At 67.2% G+C, this 14,592-nt stretch carries 18 protein-coding genes and 1 tRNA gene; 10 read left to right on the top strand and 9 right to left on the bottom strand.

Features of this window, described 5'->3' with window-relative positions:
- The first annotated feature begins 883 nt into the window (after window positions 1–883).
- The 3 genes from ABD810_RS01795 to ABD810_RS01805 all read left to right on the top strand — a co-directional run bounded on the left by ABD810_RS01795 (window position 884) and on the right by ABD810_RS01805 (window position 2,990).
- Complete coding sequence (locus ABD810_RS01795) at window positions 884–1,897, top strand: RNA polymerase subunit sigma-70 (protein ID WP_344933339.1); 1,014 nt, start codon at window positions 884–886, stop codon at window positions 1,895–1,897.
- Between the two features lie 92 nt (window positions 1,898–1,989).
- Window positions 1,990–2,448, top strand: a complete 459-nt coding sequence (locus ABD810_RS01800; protein WP_344933342.1) for a DoxX family protein — start codon at window positions 1,990–1,992, stop codon at window positions 2,446–2,448.
- Complete coding sequence (locus tag ABD810_RS01805) at window positions 2,445–2,990, top strand: dihydrofolate reductase family protein (protein WP_344933344.1); 546 nt, start codon at window positions 2,445–2,447, stop codon at window positions 2,988–2,990. The genes ABD810_RS01800 and ABD810_RS01805 overlap by 4 nt, the downstream gene beginning before the upstream one ends.
- A 462-nt stretch (window positions 2,991–3,452) precedes the next feature.
- Here ABD810_RS01805 and ABD810_RS01810 read toward each other — a convergent pair whose 3' ends face one another.
- Window positions 3,453–3,587, bottom strand: a complete 135-nt coding sequence (locus tag ABD810_RS01810; RefSeq protein ID WP_344933346.1) for a hypothetical protein — start codon at window positions 3,585–3,587, stop codon at window positions 3,453–3,455.
- A 16-nt stretch (window positions 3,588–3,603) separates the two neighbouring features.
- On the opposite strand from ABD810_RS01810, the gene ABD810_RS01815 reads away from it, so the two are divergent.
- Window positions 3,604–3,882: a hypothetical protein gene (locus tag ABD810_RS01815; RefSeq protein ID WP_344933348.1), complete on the top strand. Its 279-nt coding sequence runs from the start codon at window positions 3,604–3,606 to the stop codon at window positions 3,880–3,882.
- Between the two features lie 7 nt (window positions 3,883–3,889).
- Here ABD810_RS01815 and ABD810_RS01820 read toward each other — a convergent pair.
- The 4 genes from ABD810_RS01820 to ABD810_RS01835 form a co-directional block, all read right to left on the bottom strand.
- A tRNA-Ala gene (locus ABD810_RS01820) sits at window positions 3,890–3,962 on the bottom strand.
- Between the two features lie 15 nt (window positions 3,963–3,977).
- The gene (locus tag ABD810_RS01825) at window positions 3,978–4,703 is read right to left on the bottom strand and encodes an HAD family hydrolase (protein WP_344933350.1); all 726 of its coding nucleotides are present in this window, start codon (window positions 4,701–4,703) and stop codon (window positions 3,978–3,980) included.
- A gap of 57 nt (window positions 4,704–4,760) precedes the next feature.
- Complete coding sequence (locus ABD810_RS01830; protein WP_211264163.1) at window positions 4,761–4,880, bottom strand: DLW-39 family protein; 120 nt, start codon at window positions 4,878–4,880, stop codon at window positions 4,761–4,763.
- A gap of 271 nt (window positions 4,881–5,151) precedes the next feature.
- Window positions 5,152–5,622: a hypothetical protein gene (locus ABD810_RS01835; RefSeq protein ID WP_344933353.1), complete on the bottom strand. Its 471-nt coding sequence runs from the start codon at window positions 5,620–5,622 to the stop codon at window positions 5,152–5,154.
- Window positions 5,623–5,666: 44 nt separating this feature from the next.
- On the opposite strand from ABD810_RS01835, the gene ABD810_RS01840 reads away from it, so the two are divergent.
- Together ABD810_RS01840 and ABD810_RS01845 are read left to right on the top strand one after the other, a co-directional pair.
- Complete coding sequence (locus ABD810_RS01840) at window positions 5,667–6,644, top strand: helix-turn-helix transcriptional regulator (protein ID WP_344933355.1); 978 nt, start codon at window positions 5,667–5,669, stop codon at window positions 6,642–6,644.
- Between the two features lie 223 nt (window positions 6,645–6,867).
- Window positions 6,868–7,236, top strand: a complete 369-nt coding sequence (locus ABD810_RS01845; protein WP_344933357.1) for a hypothetical protein — start codon at window positions 6,868–6,870, stop codon at window positions 7,234–7,236.
- A 300-nt stretch (window positions 7,237–7,536) separates the two neighbouring features.
- Here ABD810_RS01845 and ABD810_RS01850 read toward each other — a convergent pair whose 3' ends face one another.
- The gene (locus ABD810_RS01850; protein WP_344933360.1) at window positions 7,537–7,929 is read right to left on the bottom strand and encodes a DUF3224 domain-containing protein; all 393 of its coding nucleotides are present in this window, start codon (window positions 7,927–7,929) and stop codon (window positions 7,537–7,539) included.
- Window positions 7,930–8,098: 169 nt separating this feature from the next.
- Between ABD810_RS01850 and ABD810_RS01855 the strand changes: the two genes are divergently transcribed.
- Window positions 8,099–9,076: an acetylxylan esterase gene (locus ABD810_RS01855; protein ID WP_344933362.1), complete on the top strand. Its 978-nt coding sequence runs from the start codon at window positions 8,099–8,101 to the stop codon at window positions 9,074–9,076.
- 11 nt (window positions 9,077–9,087) lie between these two features.
- Here ABD810_RS01855 and ABD810_RS01860 read toward each other — a convergent pair whose 3' ends face one another.
- Window positions 9,088–9,849 carry an IclR family transcriptional regulator gene (locus ABD810_RS01860; protein ID WP_344933365.1) on the bottom strand — a complete coding sequence of 254 codons (762 nt, stop codon included), beginning with the start codon at window positions 9,847–9,849 and terminating at the stop codon, window positions 9,088–9,090.
- A 107-nt stretch (window positions 9,850–9,956) separates the two neighbouring features.
- Between ABD810_RS01860 and pobA the strand changes: the two genes are divergently transcribed.
- The 3 genes from pobA (at window position 9,957) to ABD810_RS01875 (ending at window position 12,994) form a co-directional block, all read left to right on the top strand.
- Window positions 9,957–11,129, top strand: a complete 1,173-nt coding sequence (pobA, locus tag ABD810_RS01865) for a 4-hydroxybenzoate 3-monooxygenase (RefSeq protein ID WP_344933368.1) — start codon at window positions 9,957–9,959, stop codon at window positions 11,127–11,129.
- Window positions 11,130–11,248: 119 nt separating this feature from the next.
- Window positions 11,249–12,079 (top strand): MBL fold metallo-hydrolase, encoded by an 831-nt coding sequence (locus ABD810_RS01870; protein WP_344933370.1) that lies wholly within the window; start codon window positions 11,249–11,251, stop codon window positions 12,077–12,079.
- 6 nt (window positions 12,080–12,085) lie between these two features.
- Window positions 12,086–12,994: a DUF72 domain-containing protein gene (locus tag ABD810_RS01875; RefSeq protein WP_344933373.1), complete on the top strand. Its 909-nt coding sequence runs from the start codon at window positions 12,086–12,088 to the stop codon at window positions 12,992–12,994.
- A 9-nt stretch (window positions 12,995–13,003) separates the two neighbouring features.
- Here the strand turns inward: ABD810_RS01875 and ABD810_RS01880 are convergent, their stop codons facing one another.
- Together ABD810_RS01880 and ABD810_RS01885 are read right to left on the bottom strand one after the other, a co-directional pair.
- Window positions 13,004–13,780, bottom strand: coding sequence for an arylamine N-acetyltransferase family protein (locus ABD810_RS01880; protein ID WP_344933377.1), 777 nt, complete (start codon window positions 13,778–13,780; stop codon window positions 13,004–13,006).
- A 291-nt stretch (window positions 13,781–14,071) separates the two neighbouring features.
- Complete coding sequence (locus tag ABD810_RS01885) at window positions 14,072–14,314, bottom strand: hypothetical protein (RefSeq protein WP_344933380.1); 243 nt, start codon at window positions 14,312–14,314, stop codon at window positions 14,072–14,074.
- Between the last annotated feature and the right edge of the window lie 278 nt (window positions 14,315–14,592).

The following is a 14,592-nucleotide window of genomic DNA, read 5'->3' on the forward strand; positions in this document are numbered from 1 at the left end:
GCGGCCTACGGGACAGGTCGCGAAGGTACCAGGCGCCGCCGCCGGACACGCCTAGCAGCATCAGCACCGCTAGGCTCGTGAGCAGTAGCCTGCGATGGGCGAAGACCCACGAGCGTAACCACGAAATCCGGGGAGAGTCGTTTCCGAACGATAACTCCTCGGCGTCTGGCGAGTCGGTTGGCGTATTCATGCTCCCACTCTTCCGATCTTCCTCATCGCCGGTCAACTGCTTGGGAGCCCGATGGGTGCTGGTCCGCTGCCGCGACAAGCGTGCCCGGTCGGACCTCACGTCTCCGCCTGTGGATGGACCGTCCAGGCCAGCGTGTTCGATGCTGCTTGCGCTTGAACGGTGGGCCGGGGTTGAGGAACGAAGTCCCGGACCTCCGATCGCCCCCAACCCCGTATGGTGGCCGGCCAAGCATGGCGATCGTCGTGCTGCATCTGGGCGGCGGCGCGTCCCTGGTCGGCGGGTGCGGCTTGGTACGGCGAGCGCTGCGTACGGCGGGCGGCCCGCGTTCCCGCCGCCGGCCGGGACCGGCGCCCACGCCGCACGCCCGGCCGGGCGGAGCGGGCAGCGGGCCGTGCGGCGGCGCGGAGCGCTGCCGCCTTGAAGACGTGGAGAAAGTTCTCATCCAGCGTCGTTGGTGTCCTTGTCCTGCCTCGCTTGATGGTTAACACTGCGCCTCGGTTGATGGTTGACATGATCAATCCGGAGTCGTGCCGGGGATGCGACTTGCGGCATGAGCGGACGTCGGCACCTGCTGTCCGAATGAAGAACGGTCGCCGCGATTCCTCGCTCCCCTGTTCACCGTCTCATCAGTGGTGGGTGCTGTCGGATGGCGATGGCGCGGGGGACGATGGGAGGTTCAGGCTTGTGATGGAGATGGCGAACGACGATGCTGCTGCCGCGGCGGCCGTTCGGGCAGGTGACGAGTCGGCGTTTGCGTCGTTGGTCGAGCGGCACCGTCGAGAGCTGCGGGTGCATTGCTACCGGATGCTCGGTGCCTTCGCCGACTCCGAGGATCTGGTGCAGGAGACGTTTCTACGTGCGTGGCGCAGTCGGGGCGGATTTGAGGCCCGGTCCACGTTTCGGGCCTGGCTCTACCGGATCGCGACGAATGCGTGCCTGGACGTGCTGGCGCAGCGGCCACGACGGGTGCTGCCCTATGACGTAGCGCCGGCGGCGGGTTCGGGCACCGCGCTGCCGCTCCCGATGGACGGGCCGTGGTTGGAACCCTGTCCGGACCACCTCTTGTCGGGTGCGGTACCGGCTGACCAGGCCCCTGACGCGGTCTTGGTGGCCAAGGAGACCATCGAGCTGGCGTTCCTGGCGGCCATCCAACACCTGCCGCCGCGACAACGTGCGGTGCTCATCATGCGTGACGTGCTGGGCTGGTCGGCCTCCGACACGGCCGGGTCGCTCGATCTGAGCGTTGCTGCGGTGAAGAGCGCGTTGCAGCGTGCGCGGTCGACGTTGCGTAGGCATCTGCCGCGCAGTCGGCTGGAGTGGGGCTCGGTGGCCGGCGCGACGGCCGAGGAGCGTGTGTTGCTGCGCCGGTACGTCGACGCGCACCGCCGGGGTGACGGCGATGCCCTTGCCGCGCTCCTGAGTGAGGACGTACGTGTGTCGTTCCCGCCGCTTCCGCTGTGGGTCGACGGGCGGGACTCGTTCATCGCCGGCAGCAAAGAGTTCGCCGACGCCGGCGAGTACAGGTATGTGGAAACTGGTGCCAACCTGCAGCCGGCGGCGGCGGTCTACCTCCGCCGACCCAGCGACACGGTGTTCCGGCTGCTCGCGTTGGAGGTCCTCCGGATCGAGAAGGGCCGGATCGCCGAGATCGTGGACTTCAACGATCCTGCGGTACTCGCTGCGTTCGGTCTCGCACCGGCGCTGTGACGCCGCCGAGCGATTCCTTTCGCGTCCGGTCGCAGTCTCGACTACCAGCGCGTCGATCAGCCGACGCGAGTGAACGAGGAGGCACGAGCGATATGAGCCCAGACGGTTCCCCGCGGACGATCCCGGTCGCAGTCCGGGACCGCGCATGGTCCGGCGCGTCCTGGTGCGCGCGCATCCTATTGGCACTGTTCTTCGTGCCCGTCGGCGCAGCGAAGGTGGCCGGTGCGCAGCAGGCGGTGGACATGTTCACGCAGATCGGAGCGGGCCAATGGCTTCGGTACGTCACCGGAGCAGTCGAGATCATCGGAGCTGTCGGACTGCTCGTGTCGCCGGTGGCCGGCCTGGCCGCACTCGGTTTGGCCGCGACGATGATCGGCGCGACCGCGACACACCTCTTCGTCCTCGGCGGCGAGCCATGGACGCCTCTGCTGCTGCTGGTGGTGAGCGCGCTCGTCGCGTGGGGCTGCCGACACCGGAGCCGTGCCCTTCTCGGGAGCATGCGACACGCGCTCGCGCCGCAGCTCGCCGACCAGGGAGGGAAGCAGGCATGAGGAAGGTCATCCTCGCGATGCAGATGTCACTGGACGGCTTCGTCGCCGGCCCCAACGGTGAGCTCGACTGGATGTGGCACGCCTTCAACGACGAGCTGAAGACATCCATCATCGAATCCATCCGGCAGACCGACACACAGCTGCTCGGCCGGGTCGCCTACCAGGAGCAGGCGGCGCACTGGCCCACCTCGACGGACGAGATCGCGCCCCTGGTCAACAACGCCACGAAGGTGGTGTTCTCGCGGACCCTCGACTCCGTCATGTGGGCGAACTCCCGCCTGGCGACCAGTGACATCGCCACCGAGATCGCGCAGCTCAGGCAGCAACCGGGCAAGGACATCACCCTCGTCGGCGGCGCACGCCTGGCCCAGACCGCGTCCAGGCTGCGCCTCATCGACGAGTACAACCTCGTCGTCCACCCCGTGGTGCTAGGCGCCGGCCTGCCGCTGTTCGCCGATATGGCCGCACCGATGCCGCTGAAGCTCGTCAAGAAGGAAGCCTTCGGTACCGGCGCGATGCGACTCCTCTATCGACGCGAATGACGCTATGCCAGCCGACACGTAAGGCACCACCCGGGACGTGAGGGACATTAACGACGCGACGAGGCGGGGGGCCGAGCTCAACTCTGCGTTCGGCCCCCATGATCGACAGGCCAGATCCAGATCCAGATCTCGCCTCGTCATCAACACCCCACGGCGCTGACGCGACAGGTCCACGGCCGGGCTCAACCGCCTCAGCATGCTGCGCTCGTCACCGCCTGGACCCCCGCGAGGCAACTACTGATGGCCTCACGCGGAGCCCGACTGAACGTCCGCTCATCGGCATGAGCGGAAGTGTCGCCGGGCGACATGATGGCCAGTCCGCGCAGAACTTGGGTTGGTCAGCCTCCTCGTGATCATGTAAAGCATCAGGCGGGGCCGAAGCGTCAAGCATCATGTGAGGCCAGGCAGTGTAGGGCGCTCGGATGATCTCGTGTTGGGTCCGGGGTCTTCTTGTGGTGCCGGCTACTTCTCGGGGTCGAACTCGAGGATGGTGCGGTCTGCGGGGAGTAGGCGGGGTTCTTCGCCGGGCTCGGTGATGACGAGTATGGGGACGCCTTCGCTGATGCCGTGGGTTCGGCGCTCGGGGTCGGTGGGCATGCGGGCGGTTACCTGGGTGCCTGGGGCCACGGGCACGGGATCGCTCGGCCGCCTGGAACTCCTCAAGATCGGCACCTCGGCCGAGCCGGACATCACCCCCGGCGACGAGATCACCCCGATCGGCCTCATCGGCTACGTCTGGGAGCAGACGCCCCACCGCACAGCAGTGCGTAGCGTCACGGTGGACGGCCGGCGCAAGCCCGGTGTCGTAAGGGGTCGACGGTTGCCGTTGCTGTATTTCGCTGCTGTACGCATCAAAAAAGGCCACTTCCCGATCATGGGATGTGGCCTTTGAGCTGGGGTGGAGCCTAGGGGATTCGAACCCCTGACTTCCTGCTTGCAAAGCAGGCGCTCTGCCAACTGAGCTAAGGCCCCTCGCTGGAGGACAGCCTACCGGGAGGAGGTGGCCACTGGGGCCGTGCGTGGCTCGTTGTCGAGGATGAGGCTGGGGAAGTCGGCGATGGAGTCGATGATCTTTGTCGCGCCGCCCCTGAGGAGGCGTTCGCGGCTGTGGACGCCGGTCAGGACGCCGGCGACGATGGACGCGCCCGCGCGGCTGCCGCACAGCATGTCGCTCTCGGAGTCGCCGGCCACCGCGACCTGGCGGACGTCGTCGATGCGCAGGCGCAGAATCGCCGAGAGCACCAGGTCAGGTGCGGGGCGGCCGCGTCCGGCGTCCTCCGGGCAGAGGGCGAGGTCGATCTTGTCCATCCAGCCGACGGCGTTCAGCACCCGGCCGAGGGTCGCCCGGCTGAAGCCGGTGATCAGGCAGATCTTCACCCCGGCGGCACGTAACTTCTCCAGGGCCTCGACCGTGCCGGGCATGGGATAGAGGCCGGCCCGTTCGATCGCGCCCTCGTAGGAACGTTCGAAGGTCAGGTTGGCCGCCTGTGCCTGCGCCTCGTTGCCGGGGAAGATGCCCCGGAAGACTTCGATTTTGGGACAGCCCCGGGACCGATGCACGTGCACCATAGCGCGCGCATATGCCCCGGTCCCGGGGACTATGCCCTGCGTGGCGATCGCCTCGGCGAACGCCCGCTCCACCATGGCGATGTCACCGATCGTGGTGCCGGCCAGATCGAGGCAGGCAAGCTTGATGGGTGAGGCGCTGGTCATGCCGTCACCTCCGCCTTGATCCGAAACCGTTTCACGCACCGTCAACAGCCCAGGTGGTCAGTTCTCGCTGCCGGTCGCCTCGGTCCACAGATCGAGCTCGGCGCGGTCGGCCTGCACCTTACGCCAGACGAGCAGCCCCCCGAGGGCGACGAGCGCGAGAACGAGCAGCTTCTTCACGGTGTAACCCCACTTCTCAACGGTCTCACCAACCGAGGATGAGACAACGCCGGGTTCCTAATAGATGGTTGCAGCCTAGCAAGGGTTCGCCTTCCTCCCCCGGCCGCACGAGAAGCGGTTGTCCAGAATCTTCTGATACGGAACCCTCTTTGCGACATCCGTTACGAGCCTCGGCCCTTTAGGTAAGAGCCGACCAAGGATCTGATCAGGCGTTACTCCGTATGGAGACCGGACGCCTCGCTGCGGAGATTTCGTCCTACAGCGGACAAGGTCAGCGTCCGATGGTGCCCTCCGGGGGTACGTCGGCGAGGTAGGCCGTCAGGTCGGGACTGTCGGGGGCCAGCATGTGCCGCACCCAGGCGGCTCGCTCGTGTTCCAGCGGTGGCAGCTCCCAGACACAGCCGATCCACGGCTTGGCGAGCTCTTTGAAATTGGCCGGATCGGTGTCCTCGCACCCCAGGAAGGGCATGCCGGCCGCGGCCGTGTGGCACTCCAGCACGTTGTCCCACACCCAGGTGTAGGCGTTGAGGTACGAGGCCTCGCGCGCGCGGTGCAGGACGACGAACGCGGCCGGCGGGGTGTCGTCGAGCTCGGGCAGCAGGTGAGGAAGGTACGCGTAGGCCGCCCTCTGGATCGCCTCCTCGATTTCGGTGTCGAAGGTGTTGACGTGATAGCGCTTGACCTGCCGTCCGGCGATCTCGATCATGCCGGGGACGCGCAGAAACTTTTCGGTGAAAGCCACTGTTGGACGGTAAAGCGATCACACTGACACGTATTGTCAGTGTTATGCGCGCGAGTCGGCTGCTTTCCATTCTCCTTCTCCTCCAGACCCGAGGCCGGCTGACCGCGCGCCAGCTGGCGGAGACGCTCGAGGTCTCCGTACGCACCATCTACCGTGATGTTGAGTCACTGCACGCGGCGGGCGTCCCCCTGTACGGCGACGCCGGCCCCGCGGGCGGCTACCAGCTGGTGGACGGCTACCGCACCCGGCTGACCGGGCTGACGACCGAGGAGGCGGAGGCGCTCTTCCTGGCCGGGATGCCCGGTCCCGCGGCCGAGCTGGGCCTTGGAGCGGTGGTCGCGGCGGCGCAGCTCAAGCTCCAGGCCGCGCTCCCCTCGGAGCTGCGTGACAGGGCGGCCCGTATCCAGGAACGGTTCCACCTGGACGCTCACGGCTGGTACCACGACGGCGACCAGTCACCACATCTCGCCCCGATCGCCGAGGCCGTGTGGAACCAGCGTCGCATCAAGGTGTGCTACCGCCGCTGGAAGGCGCCCACGGATGTCACCCGGATCCTGGAGCCGTACGCCATCGTCCTCAAGGGCGGGAAGTGGTATCTCGTGGCGTGCGGCGGCGGGCGGGTACGCACGTACCGCGTGCACCAGGTGCTCGACCTGACCGTCATGGACGAGAGCTTCGACCGGCCCGCCGACTTCGACCTGGCCGCCTACTGGCGGGCCTTCCTCGTGGAGTTCCGCACCCGGCTGTACCAGGACGAGGCGACCGTACGGATCTCACCGGACGGCCTGGAGCGCATGCGCGAGTTGATGAGCGCCGCCGTGGTCGACTCCGTGAGCGAGACCGCCACCGCTCCGGATGAGGACGGCTGGGTGACCGCCGTGGTGCCGATCGAATCCCTACAGCACGCCCATACTGAGTTCATGAAGCTGGGAGCACTGGTGGAGGTGCTCAAGCCGTACGAACTTCGCGAGCGGCTGGAGGCTACGGCACGCGGGCTCTCCGCGCTGTATCTCTCCGGCTGAAGACAGGCTCCTCCTGCGCCCCGTACCCGGACAAGACCGAAACGCGGGGGCCGTTCTCTCCTAAGTGCTACGACACGGTCGCGCGCCACCGAATGGACACTCGGAGTTATCGATGATTACTGTGAGTGACGAAGTGAGCACATCCCGCTCCGGTAGCACAGGCCTGCCGGGAACCCGCCCGGGGGCTCGCCTCGGGTGGACGGGGACTATCCAAGGAGAACTGATGCAAGCCAAGTGGCTTACGACTCTCGCGCTGACCGCGGTGGTCAGCGGCGCGAGTGTGGCGGCGGTCGCGGTGCCGGCGTCGAACGCGGACTCCACGCCGGCGCGTCCGGGTGCCGCCGCGGACTTCCGCGGTTACCAGGTCCTCAAGCTGCCCAACGCCAATGTCGCCAACTTCGCCCGGCGGACGATCAGGTGCCCGAGCGGTAAGAGGGCGATCGGCGGCGGCGCCGAGGCCCAGGGCAACGACGCCATCCTGGTCGGTTCGTTCCCCACCGACGACGCGGGCGGCTGGGTCGGCCTCGGCCGTCAGAACAACTACGGCACGGTGGGGATCAGCGTGTACGTGATCTGCGCCGACGCCAGCTGAAGTTCCTGACGAGGTGAAGTGACCGAGGAACCAGGGGTGCCGACGGACCGAGGTCGACGACGAGATGCCGGTGCCGCAGGCTGATGGCGGCCGCAGTTGTGATGGCGGCCAAAGGTGAAGGCGCCGCAGGCTGAGCGGTGTGCGCCGAAGTCGCCGGGCGCCGGCCATCCTGATGGTCGACGTAGCGTGTCGGCGGTCGAGGCGAGGTGGACGGTCGGCTCCGGCCAGGGCTGACGACCCGGCCGTCCACCCACCTCAGCCCATCTCGGCCACCTCGAGCCACCCACCTCACAGTCCACGTCAGCCCAGCTCGTAGTCCAAGTAGTACGAGTGCACGCCCTCCTCCACGACGATCTGTCCCCCGCCCTTGATTCCCAGAAGCTCGCCGGTTCCCGAGTCGGGAAGGATCGTCCAGCTCATCGTCTGCTCGCCCCCCGAGCCCGTGGCGGTGTGGTGAAGTACGAAGCTTCCCTTACGCCCCTGGACACTCCCCGTGAAACGTTCAAATCCCACGTAGGCCGCCGAGCCTTCGACCTGCGCCATCGCGGTGAGGATGTCGGTCGTGCTGGTCCCTTCCAGGTCTCCGTGGAAGGTCTTGGTCAGGTGCACCCGGCCCAGCGTGGCGCCCTCACGCTCGTCGAACGTGTGAGGCTCCCAGCTCTCGATATCGAAGGTGCCGTTCGCGCGTGACACAGTTGTCCTCCTTGGATGGTGTTCGGGCACCCCATCCTGCTGCGCATGCCTGACACCTGCTGTCAGGTACGCGCCACCTCTGCTAGGTACCATGCGATCGCGGCGCCAATCCCCCGTTCGCACCCATTTGTACGGCGCGCTCCGGGGCCCCTACAGACTTGGAGAGGCAATGACCCTGTTCGACATGCCCCTGGAACGCCTCCGCGAGTACCGTCCGGAGCGGGACGAGCCCGCCGATTTCGACGCCTTCTGGAAGCAGACCCTCGATGAGGCGTCGACCCATGACCTGGCGCCGGACTTCGCCCCCCACGACGCCCCGCTTACCGGTGTCCAGGTCTACGACACCACGTTCGCCGGTTGGGGCGGCCATCCCATCAGGGCCTGGATGATGGTCCCCACCGGTGGCACCCGGCTGCCCTGTGTGGTGCAGTACATCGGCTACACCGGAGGCCGGGGCCTTCCCATCGACCACCTGGTCTGGCCGACGGCCGGATTCGCCGCACTCATCGTGGACACACGTGGTCAGGGCGCGGAGAACCCTTCGAGCGCCGGCGCGACCGGCGATCCGCACGGCGGCGACTTCGCCCAGGCGCCCGGCATGATGACCCGGGGCATCCTCGACCCCGAGCAGTACTACTACAGGCGTGTCTTCACCGATGCCGTCCGCGCGGTCGACGTGGCCGCCACCCACCCTGCCGTGGACGCCGGCAGGATCGCGGTCGCCGGTATCAGCCAGGGCGGTGGCATCGCCCAGGCCACCGCGGCACTGCACCCGGACGTCAAGGCGGCCCTGATCGACGTGCCCTTCCTGACGCACTTCCGGCGGGCCGTCGAGATCACCGACCGTGAGCCGTACCAGGAGATCGTGCGCTTCCTGGCCACCCAGCGCGACACCGCGGACCGGGTCTTTCGTACGCTGTCGTACTTCGACGGGATGAACTTCGCCGCCCGCGGCCGGGTCCCCGCCATGTACTCGGTGGCGCTGATGGACTTCATCTGCCCGCCCTCCACGGTCTTCGCCGGTTACAACCACTGGGCCGGCCAGAAGGAGATCACGGTGTGGCCCTGGAACGGGCACGAGGGCGGTGGGGGCCGCCAGCGTGAGCTCCAGCTTCACCACCTGCGAAGGCTCTTCTCCGTGGTCTGACCTCAGCGGATCTAGGCCGCGCCCGCCGCCTGGTACGCCCGCGCGATCTGGCGTGCGCCTGTGAGCAGGGGCTCGACGAGCTGGGGCAGTTCCCGGGCGCGGCGGGAGGACAGGACGACACCCACGGCGGCGATCGGCCGGCCGTCCACGATGATCGGTGCGGCGGCCGAGCACGACCCCAGCGTCATCTCCTCGTAGGTGAACGCGTATCCCTGGGCTCGTACGGACGCGAGCTCGCGCGCGAGCCTGCCGGGTTCGGTCACGGTGTGCGGCGTCGGCCGTTCCAGCTTCCTGGAGAGGTAGGAGGTGATGAACCACTCGTCCTCGAACGCCAGAAGCGCCTTCCCGACGCCGGTGGGATGCATGGGCAGGCGCGCGCCGGTGCGGGAGACGATCGGCACGGCGCGCCGCCCGTACACCTTGTCCACATAGAGCACCTCCACCCCGTCGCGGACCGCGAGATGGACGTTCTCCCCCGTGCTGCCGAACAAGTCCTGCAGCCACGGGTGCGCGACCTCGATCAGGCGGCGGGGCGCGAGCTGGCCGAGCTCCCAGATGCGCAGGCCGATGTGGAACCGGCCGTCGTCGTCGCGGCTGAGCGCCTTTGATGCCACCAACTCGTGGACCAGCCGGTGGGCCGTGGTGAGGGTGACGCCGCTACGACGGGCGATCTCGGTCAGGGTCAGCTGCGGGTGTGCGGAGTCGAAGGCACCCAAGATGGCCAGCACCCGCGATGTCACCGTACGCCCCAGGTCGCGGGATCCACCGGCCACCACGCCTCCCCGCCATCCATCCACACGCTGTGGATATTTTGCCTCATCTTCCACTCAGCGGAAGGCGAAGCTCGTACCGCGGCTACTCGCGGCAGGATCCTCCTCCTATGCGAACTCAGGTCGGAATCGTCGGAGCGGGTCCGGCAGGTCTGCTTTTGTCCCATCTACTCCATCTACGGGGCATCGAGTCGGTCGTGCTGGAGCTCCGCAGCCGGGACCACGCGGAGAAGCGGGTACGGGCCGGAGTGCTGGAGCAGGGGACGACCGACACCCTCGTCGAGGCCGCCGTGGGCGAGAGGCTGCTGCGGGAAGGGCTTCCGCACCGGGGGATCGAGCTGCGGTACGGGGGAGCGGGGCACCGCATCGCCTTCGAAAAGCTCGTCCCCGGACGGGCCATCACGGTCTACGGCCAGCAGGAGGTCGTCAAGGACCTGATCGCGGCCCGCCTCGCCGACGGGGGAGATCTGCGCTTCGACGTGGACGACGTGGCCCTGCACGCCATCGACACCGACCATCCGTACCTCACGTTCGGCGGCGAGCGGCTCGACTGCGACTTCATCGCGGGCTGCGACGGTTTCCACGGCGTGTCGCGACCGTCGATCCCGGAAGGCGTGCTGACCGAGTACGAGCGTGAGTACCCGTTCGCCTGGCTGGGCATCCTCGCCCGGGTCAAGCCGTCGGCGGAGGAGCTGATCTACGCGCGGACCGAACGGGGGTTCGCCCTGCACAGCATGCGCTCCCCCGAGATCAGCCGGTTCTACCTCCAGGTCGCCGCGGACGAGGACATCGCCGAGTGGCCGGACGACCGCATCTGGGCGGAGCTGAAGGCACGGCTGGAGACGGTCCCCGGCTTCGTCCTCGCCACGGGGGAGATCATCGACAAGGGCGTCACGCCCATGCGGAGCTTCGTCGCCGAGCCGATGCAGTACGGGAGGCTGTTCCTGGCCGGTGACGCGGCCCACATCGTGCCCCCGACGGGGGCCAAGGGCCTCAACCTGGCCGTCGCGGACGTACGCCAGTTGACCAAGGCGCTCGTCCACCGGTACGAGACCGGCTCGGACGAGTTGCTGGACGGTTACTCGAAGGCGTGCCTCAAACGGGTCTGGCGGGCGCAGCACTTCTCCTGGTGGATGACGACGCTCCTGCACACCTTCGACTCCGACGACGCCTACGGTCACCGGCTGCAACTCTCCTACCTGGACTACGTGACCTCCTCCGAGGCCGCGGCGAGGACGCTGGCGGAGAACTACGTCGGCCTGCCGTACGGATCGCTGGAGTGAGCACCGCCCCCGTCGAGTGAGCCTCTCCCACCGAGCCGAGCCCCCAAGGACGCCCCCGCGCCGAGGCGGTATCCCCCCGTGTGCTTAACCTGAAATAACAGGAGACGGGAGGGATTCGGATGCCCGATCCAGCAGAAGCGAGCGTCTTCTTCATCGGAAACGCCACCACGCTGATTCGCTCTCATGGTTTCACCCTGCTGACCGACCCGAACTTCCTCCACCGCGGACAGCGTGCGTACCTGGGCTGGGGCATCAGCACCCGCCGCCGTACCAACCCCGCGTTGGAGATCAGCCGGCTTCCGGAGATCGACGCCGTCGTGCTGTCGCACATGCACGGTGATCACTGGGATCGTGTGGCCCAGGAAGGGCTGGACGCGGATGTGCCGATCATCACCACGCCCCACGCCGCCTCGCGGCTCAAGCGTCAGGGGTTCCGGAACGCGATCAGCCTGGAGACCTGGCAGGACCGCCGGCTTCGCCGGGGAGGTAACACTCTTAAGGTCACCGCCCTGCCCGCCCGCCACGCGCCCGGGTTCGCCGAGAAGCTGCTTCCTCCCGTCATGGGAAGCATGCTGGAATTCGGCCACGACGACGGCGAGGTCAGCCTCCGGCTGCACATCAGCGGGGACACGCTCCTGGACGAGCGCCTCGCCGCGATCCCCCGCCGCTTCCCGATGATCGATCTCGCCATCGTCCACCTGGGCGGTACCAAGGTGCTCGGGGCGCTGCTGGTGACCATGGACGGGGTCCAGGGCGCTCACTGGGTCGAGTTGATCAACGCGAACTACACGCTCCCAGTGCACTACGACGACTACGAGGCCTTCACCTCAGGGCTCGACGACTTCCGTCACCACGTCAACCGCCTCGGGCTGTCGGACCGGGTCCGCTACATCACCCGCGGCGAGACCTACCACATCCTGGGCCGGCGGGCGGGGCACGGGATCCGCTGACCGGATATGGGGGAAATCCTGGTCGGCACGGCGTCATGGACGGACAAGACGCTGCTGAAGTCCGGCTGGTACCCGCCGGACGTCACGACGCCTGAGGAACGTCTGCGTTACTACACGCGCCTGTTCCCGCTTGTGGAGGTCGACTCCACCTACTACGCGACGCCCGCGCAGGAGACCGCGCGGCTGTGGGCGGAGCGGAGCCCACCTGGCTTCACCTTCGACGTCAAGGCGTTCTCGCTGCTGACCGGCCACCCGACCCGCCCGGCGGCGCTGCCGAAGGACCTGCGGGTCGAGATGGCACCGGGCAAGAAGAACCTGTACGTCCAGGATCTGGATCCCGCCGTCGTCGAGCAGGTGTGGGAGCGCTTCGTGTCCGCGCTGCTGCCGCTGTGGGAGGCGGACAAGCTCGGGGCGGTGCTCTTCCAGTTCCCCCGGTGGTTCCCGATCAGCAGGCGCAACAAGCACTACATCCTCGAGTGCAAGCGGCGCTGCGATCCGTTGCGGATCTCGGTGGAGTTCAGGAACCGCACCTGGATGACCGAGGAGAACCAGGCCGAGACGCTGGACTTCCTGCGCTCGTACGCCATCCCGTACGTGTGCCTCGACATGCCGCAGGGTCACCCGTGCTCGATCCCGCCGGTCGTCGCGGCCACGGCGGACCTGGAGATCGTCCGGTTCCACGGCCACAGCGACAAGTGGACCAGCAGCGACATATACGAACGCTTCGGCTACCTGTACTCCCCCGAGGAGCTCAAGGAATGGACGCCCAAGCTGTGCGAGCTGGCCGGCCAGACCTCCACCACGCACGTGCTGATGAACAACTGCTACCGCGACTACGCCCAGACCAACGCACGGCAGCTCGCCGACCTGCTCAGGAGCATGCCGTCGTGCCAGGTGAGGCAGGCGGCCGAATGATCGAAGGGCCTACGCCGAGGCGGCCACGGTGGGCACCCGGTCGAGGGAGATGCCGAAATGCTTCCGGTAGGCGTCCAGCACCTCGGCGTCGCCGTCCAGAAGCTGCTCGCGGCGCTCACCGTCGATCGTGTGGATCAGCTTAGCCCCGCTCAGCGTGACCCGGCCCGACTCGGTCATCCGCGAGCAGGTCAGCGACCGGGTGAAATGGGACTGCGGCGAGGTCTGCTGCCACCAGCAGGTCGGCACGAAATCGCTCAGCTCGTAGGGCCGCGGGTCCAGCCGGTACTCCGGTGTGCCGTCGAGGATGACATCCACGTCGCCGTGCCGGTTGTCCCGGACGATCCGGAACACTCCGCCGGGATCATGCTGGTCACCGTCGGCTTCCATGCGCAAGGGATGCCGGCTGAACTTCCCGAAGCCGACGTCGACGAGCCACGGCTCATCGAGATCGACCCGCAGGGCGAGGTGGTCGAACGGCGGTCCTGCCCGGTCGCCGTCGAAGACGCGGGCGGACAGCAACCTCACCGGATAGCCCAGGGCGGTCAGCAGGGCGGCGAAGGCACCGTTGAGTTCGTAGCAGAACCCGCCCCTGCGGTGATCGACGATCTTGTCCAGGAGCGACCCCTCATCCAGCACGATCGGCTCGCCCAGATGGATGCTGAGGTTCTCGAACGGTACGGACAGCAGATGCGCCTGTTGCAGGTCCCGGAGCGCCTCGATGTCGGGACGGACGGGCCGTACCACGCCGATCCGGGTGAGATACGCATCGATCTGTGAGTCGTCCATGCAGCTCTCCATCCCATATGTCCTATCCCGTCATACTGCCGCACGATCGTTTCCACAGGCTGTGGAAGGTGCTCGACCCGGCCGGATTGGGGAGAGCCCGCATTTCGTGGCCGTGCCCGCTGAGAGACGAGCGCTACGCACGGTGACCTGCGTGTTGTCCACATAGGGGAAAGGGCTGCTACCGGATCGGTGAGCAGCCCTTTCCTGGGTTCCAGAACTCGACCTCTGGTCTCGTCCTCAACGCGTGGCGGTACGCACTTCGCTATGCCACGCCTTTCTTCACAACCGCCCTTAGAAGGGCTGTGAGAACGGCTGGCTGAACGGCTGCGAGAAGGGCTGGCTGAACGGCTGGGAGAACGGCTGGGAGAACGGCTGACTGAACGGCTGGGAGAACGGTTGCGAGAAGGGCTGGCTGAACGGCTGGGAGAACGGCTGGCTGGAGGCGCTGGCAGGAGCGGCCAGGACCCCGAACGCCACACCGGTCACAAGGGCGGTACCAGCGATGATGCGGCTGTAGCGGGCGAGACGGCGCATGACGGCAAGACCTCTCATTCGCTTATATGGGCAGGATCAATATAAGCAGGAGACATGCCCTTTTCCCACTGGTTGACTCATATTTGTTGATCCGAGCATCGGCGAACCGCAAGGGTCACAGCCATCGCGCCGGCTCCTGGAATCCATATACTCCATGACACTCCGTAAACCACGCTGATCAGCGAAGTGCGCGCCTTTTCATAGTTCTCATTCGCACACGCAGAGCAACCGTCCAGGACACCGGTAACCCATCACGACGGCTGAGGGACGCCGTCGGA

Source organism: Sphaerisporangium flaviroseum (assembly GCF_039537005.1).
Taxonomy (GTDB): domain Bacteria; phylum Actinomycetota; class Actinomycetes; order Streptosporangiales; family Streptosporangiaceae; genus Sphaerisporangium; species Sphaerisporangium flaviroseum.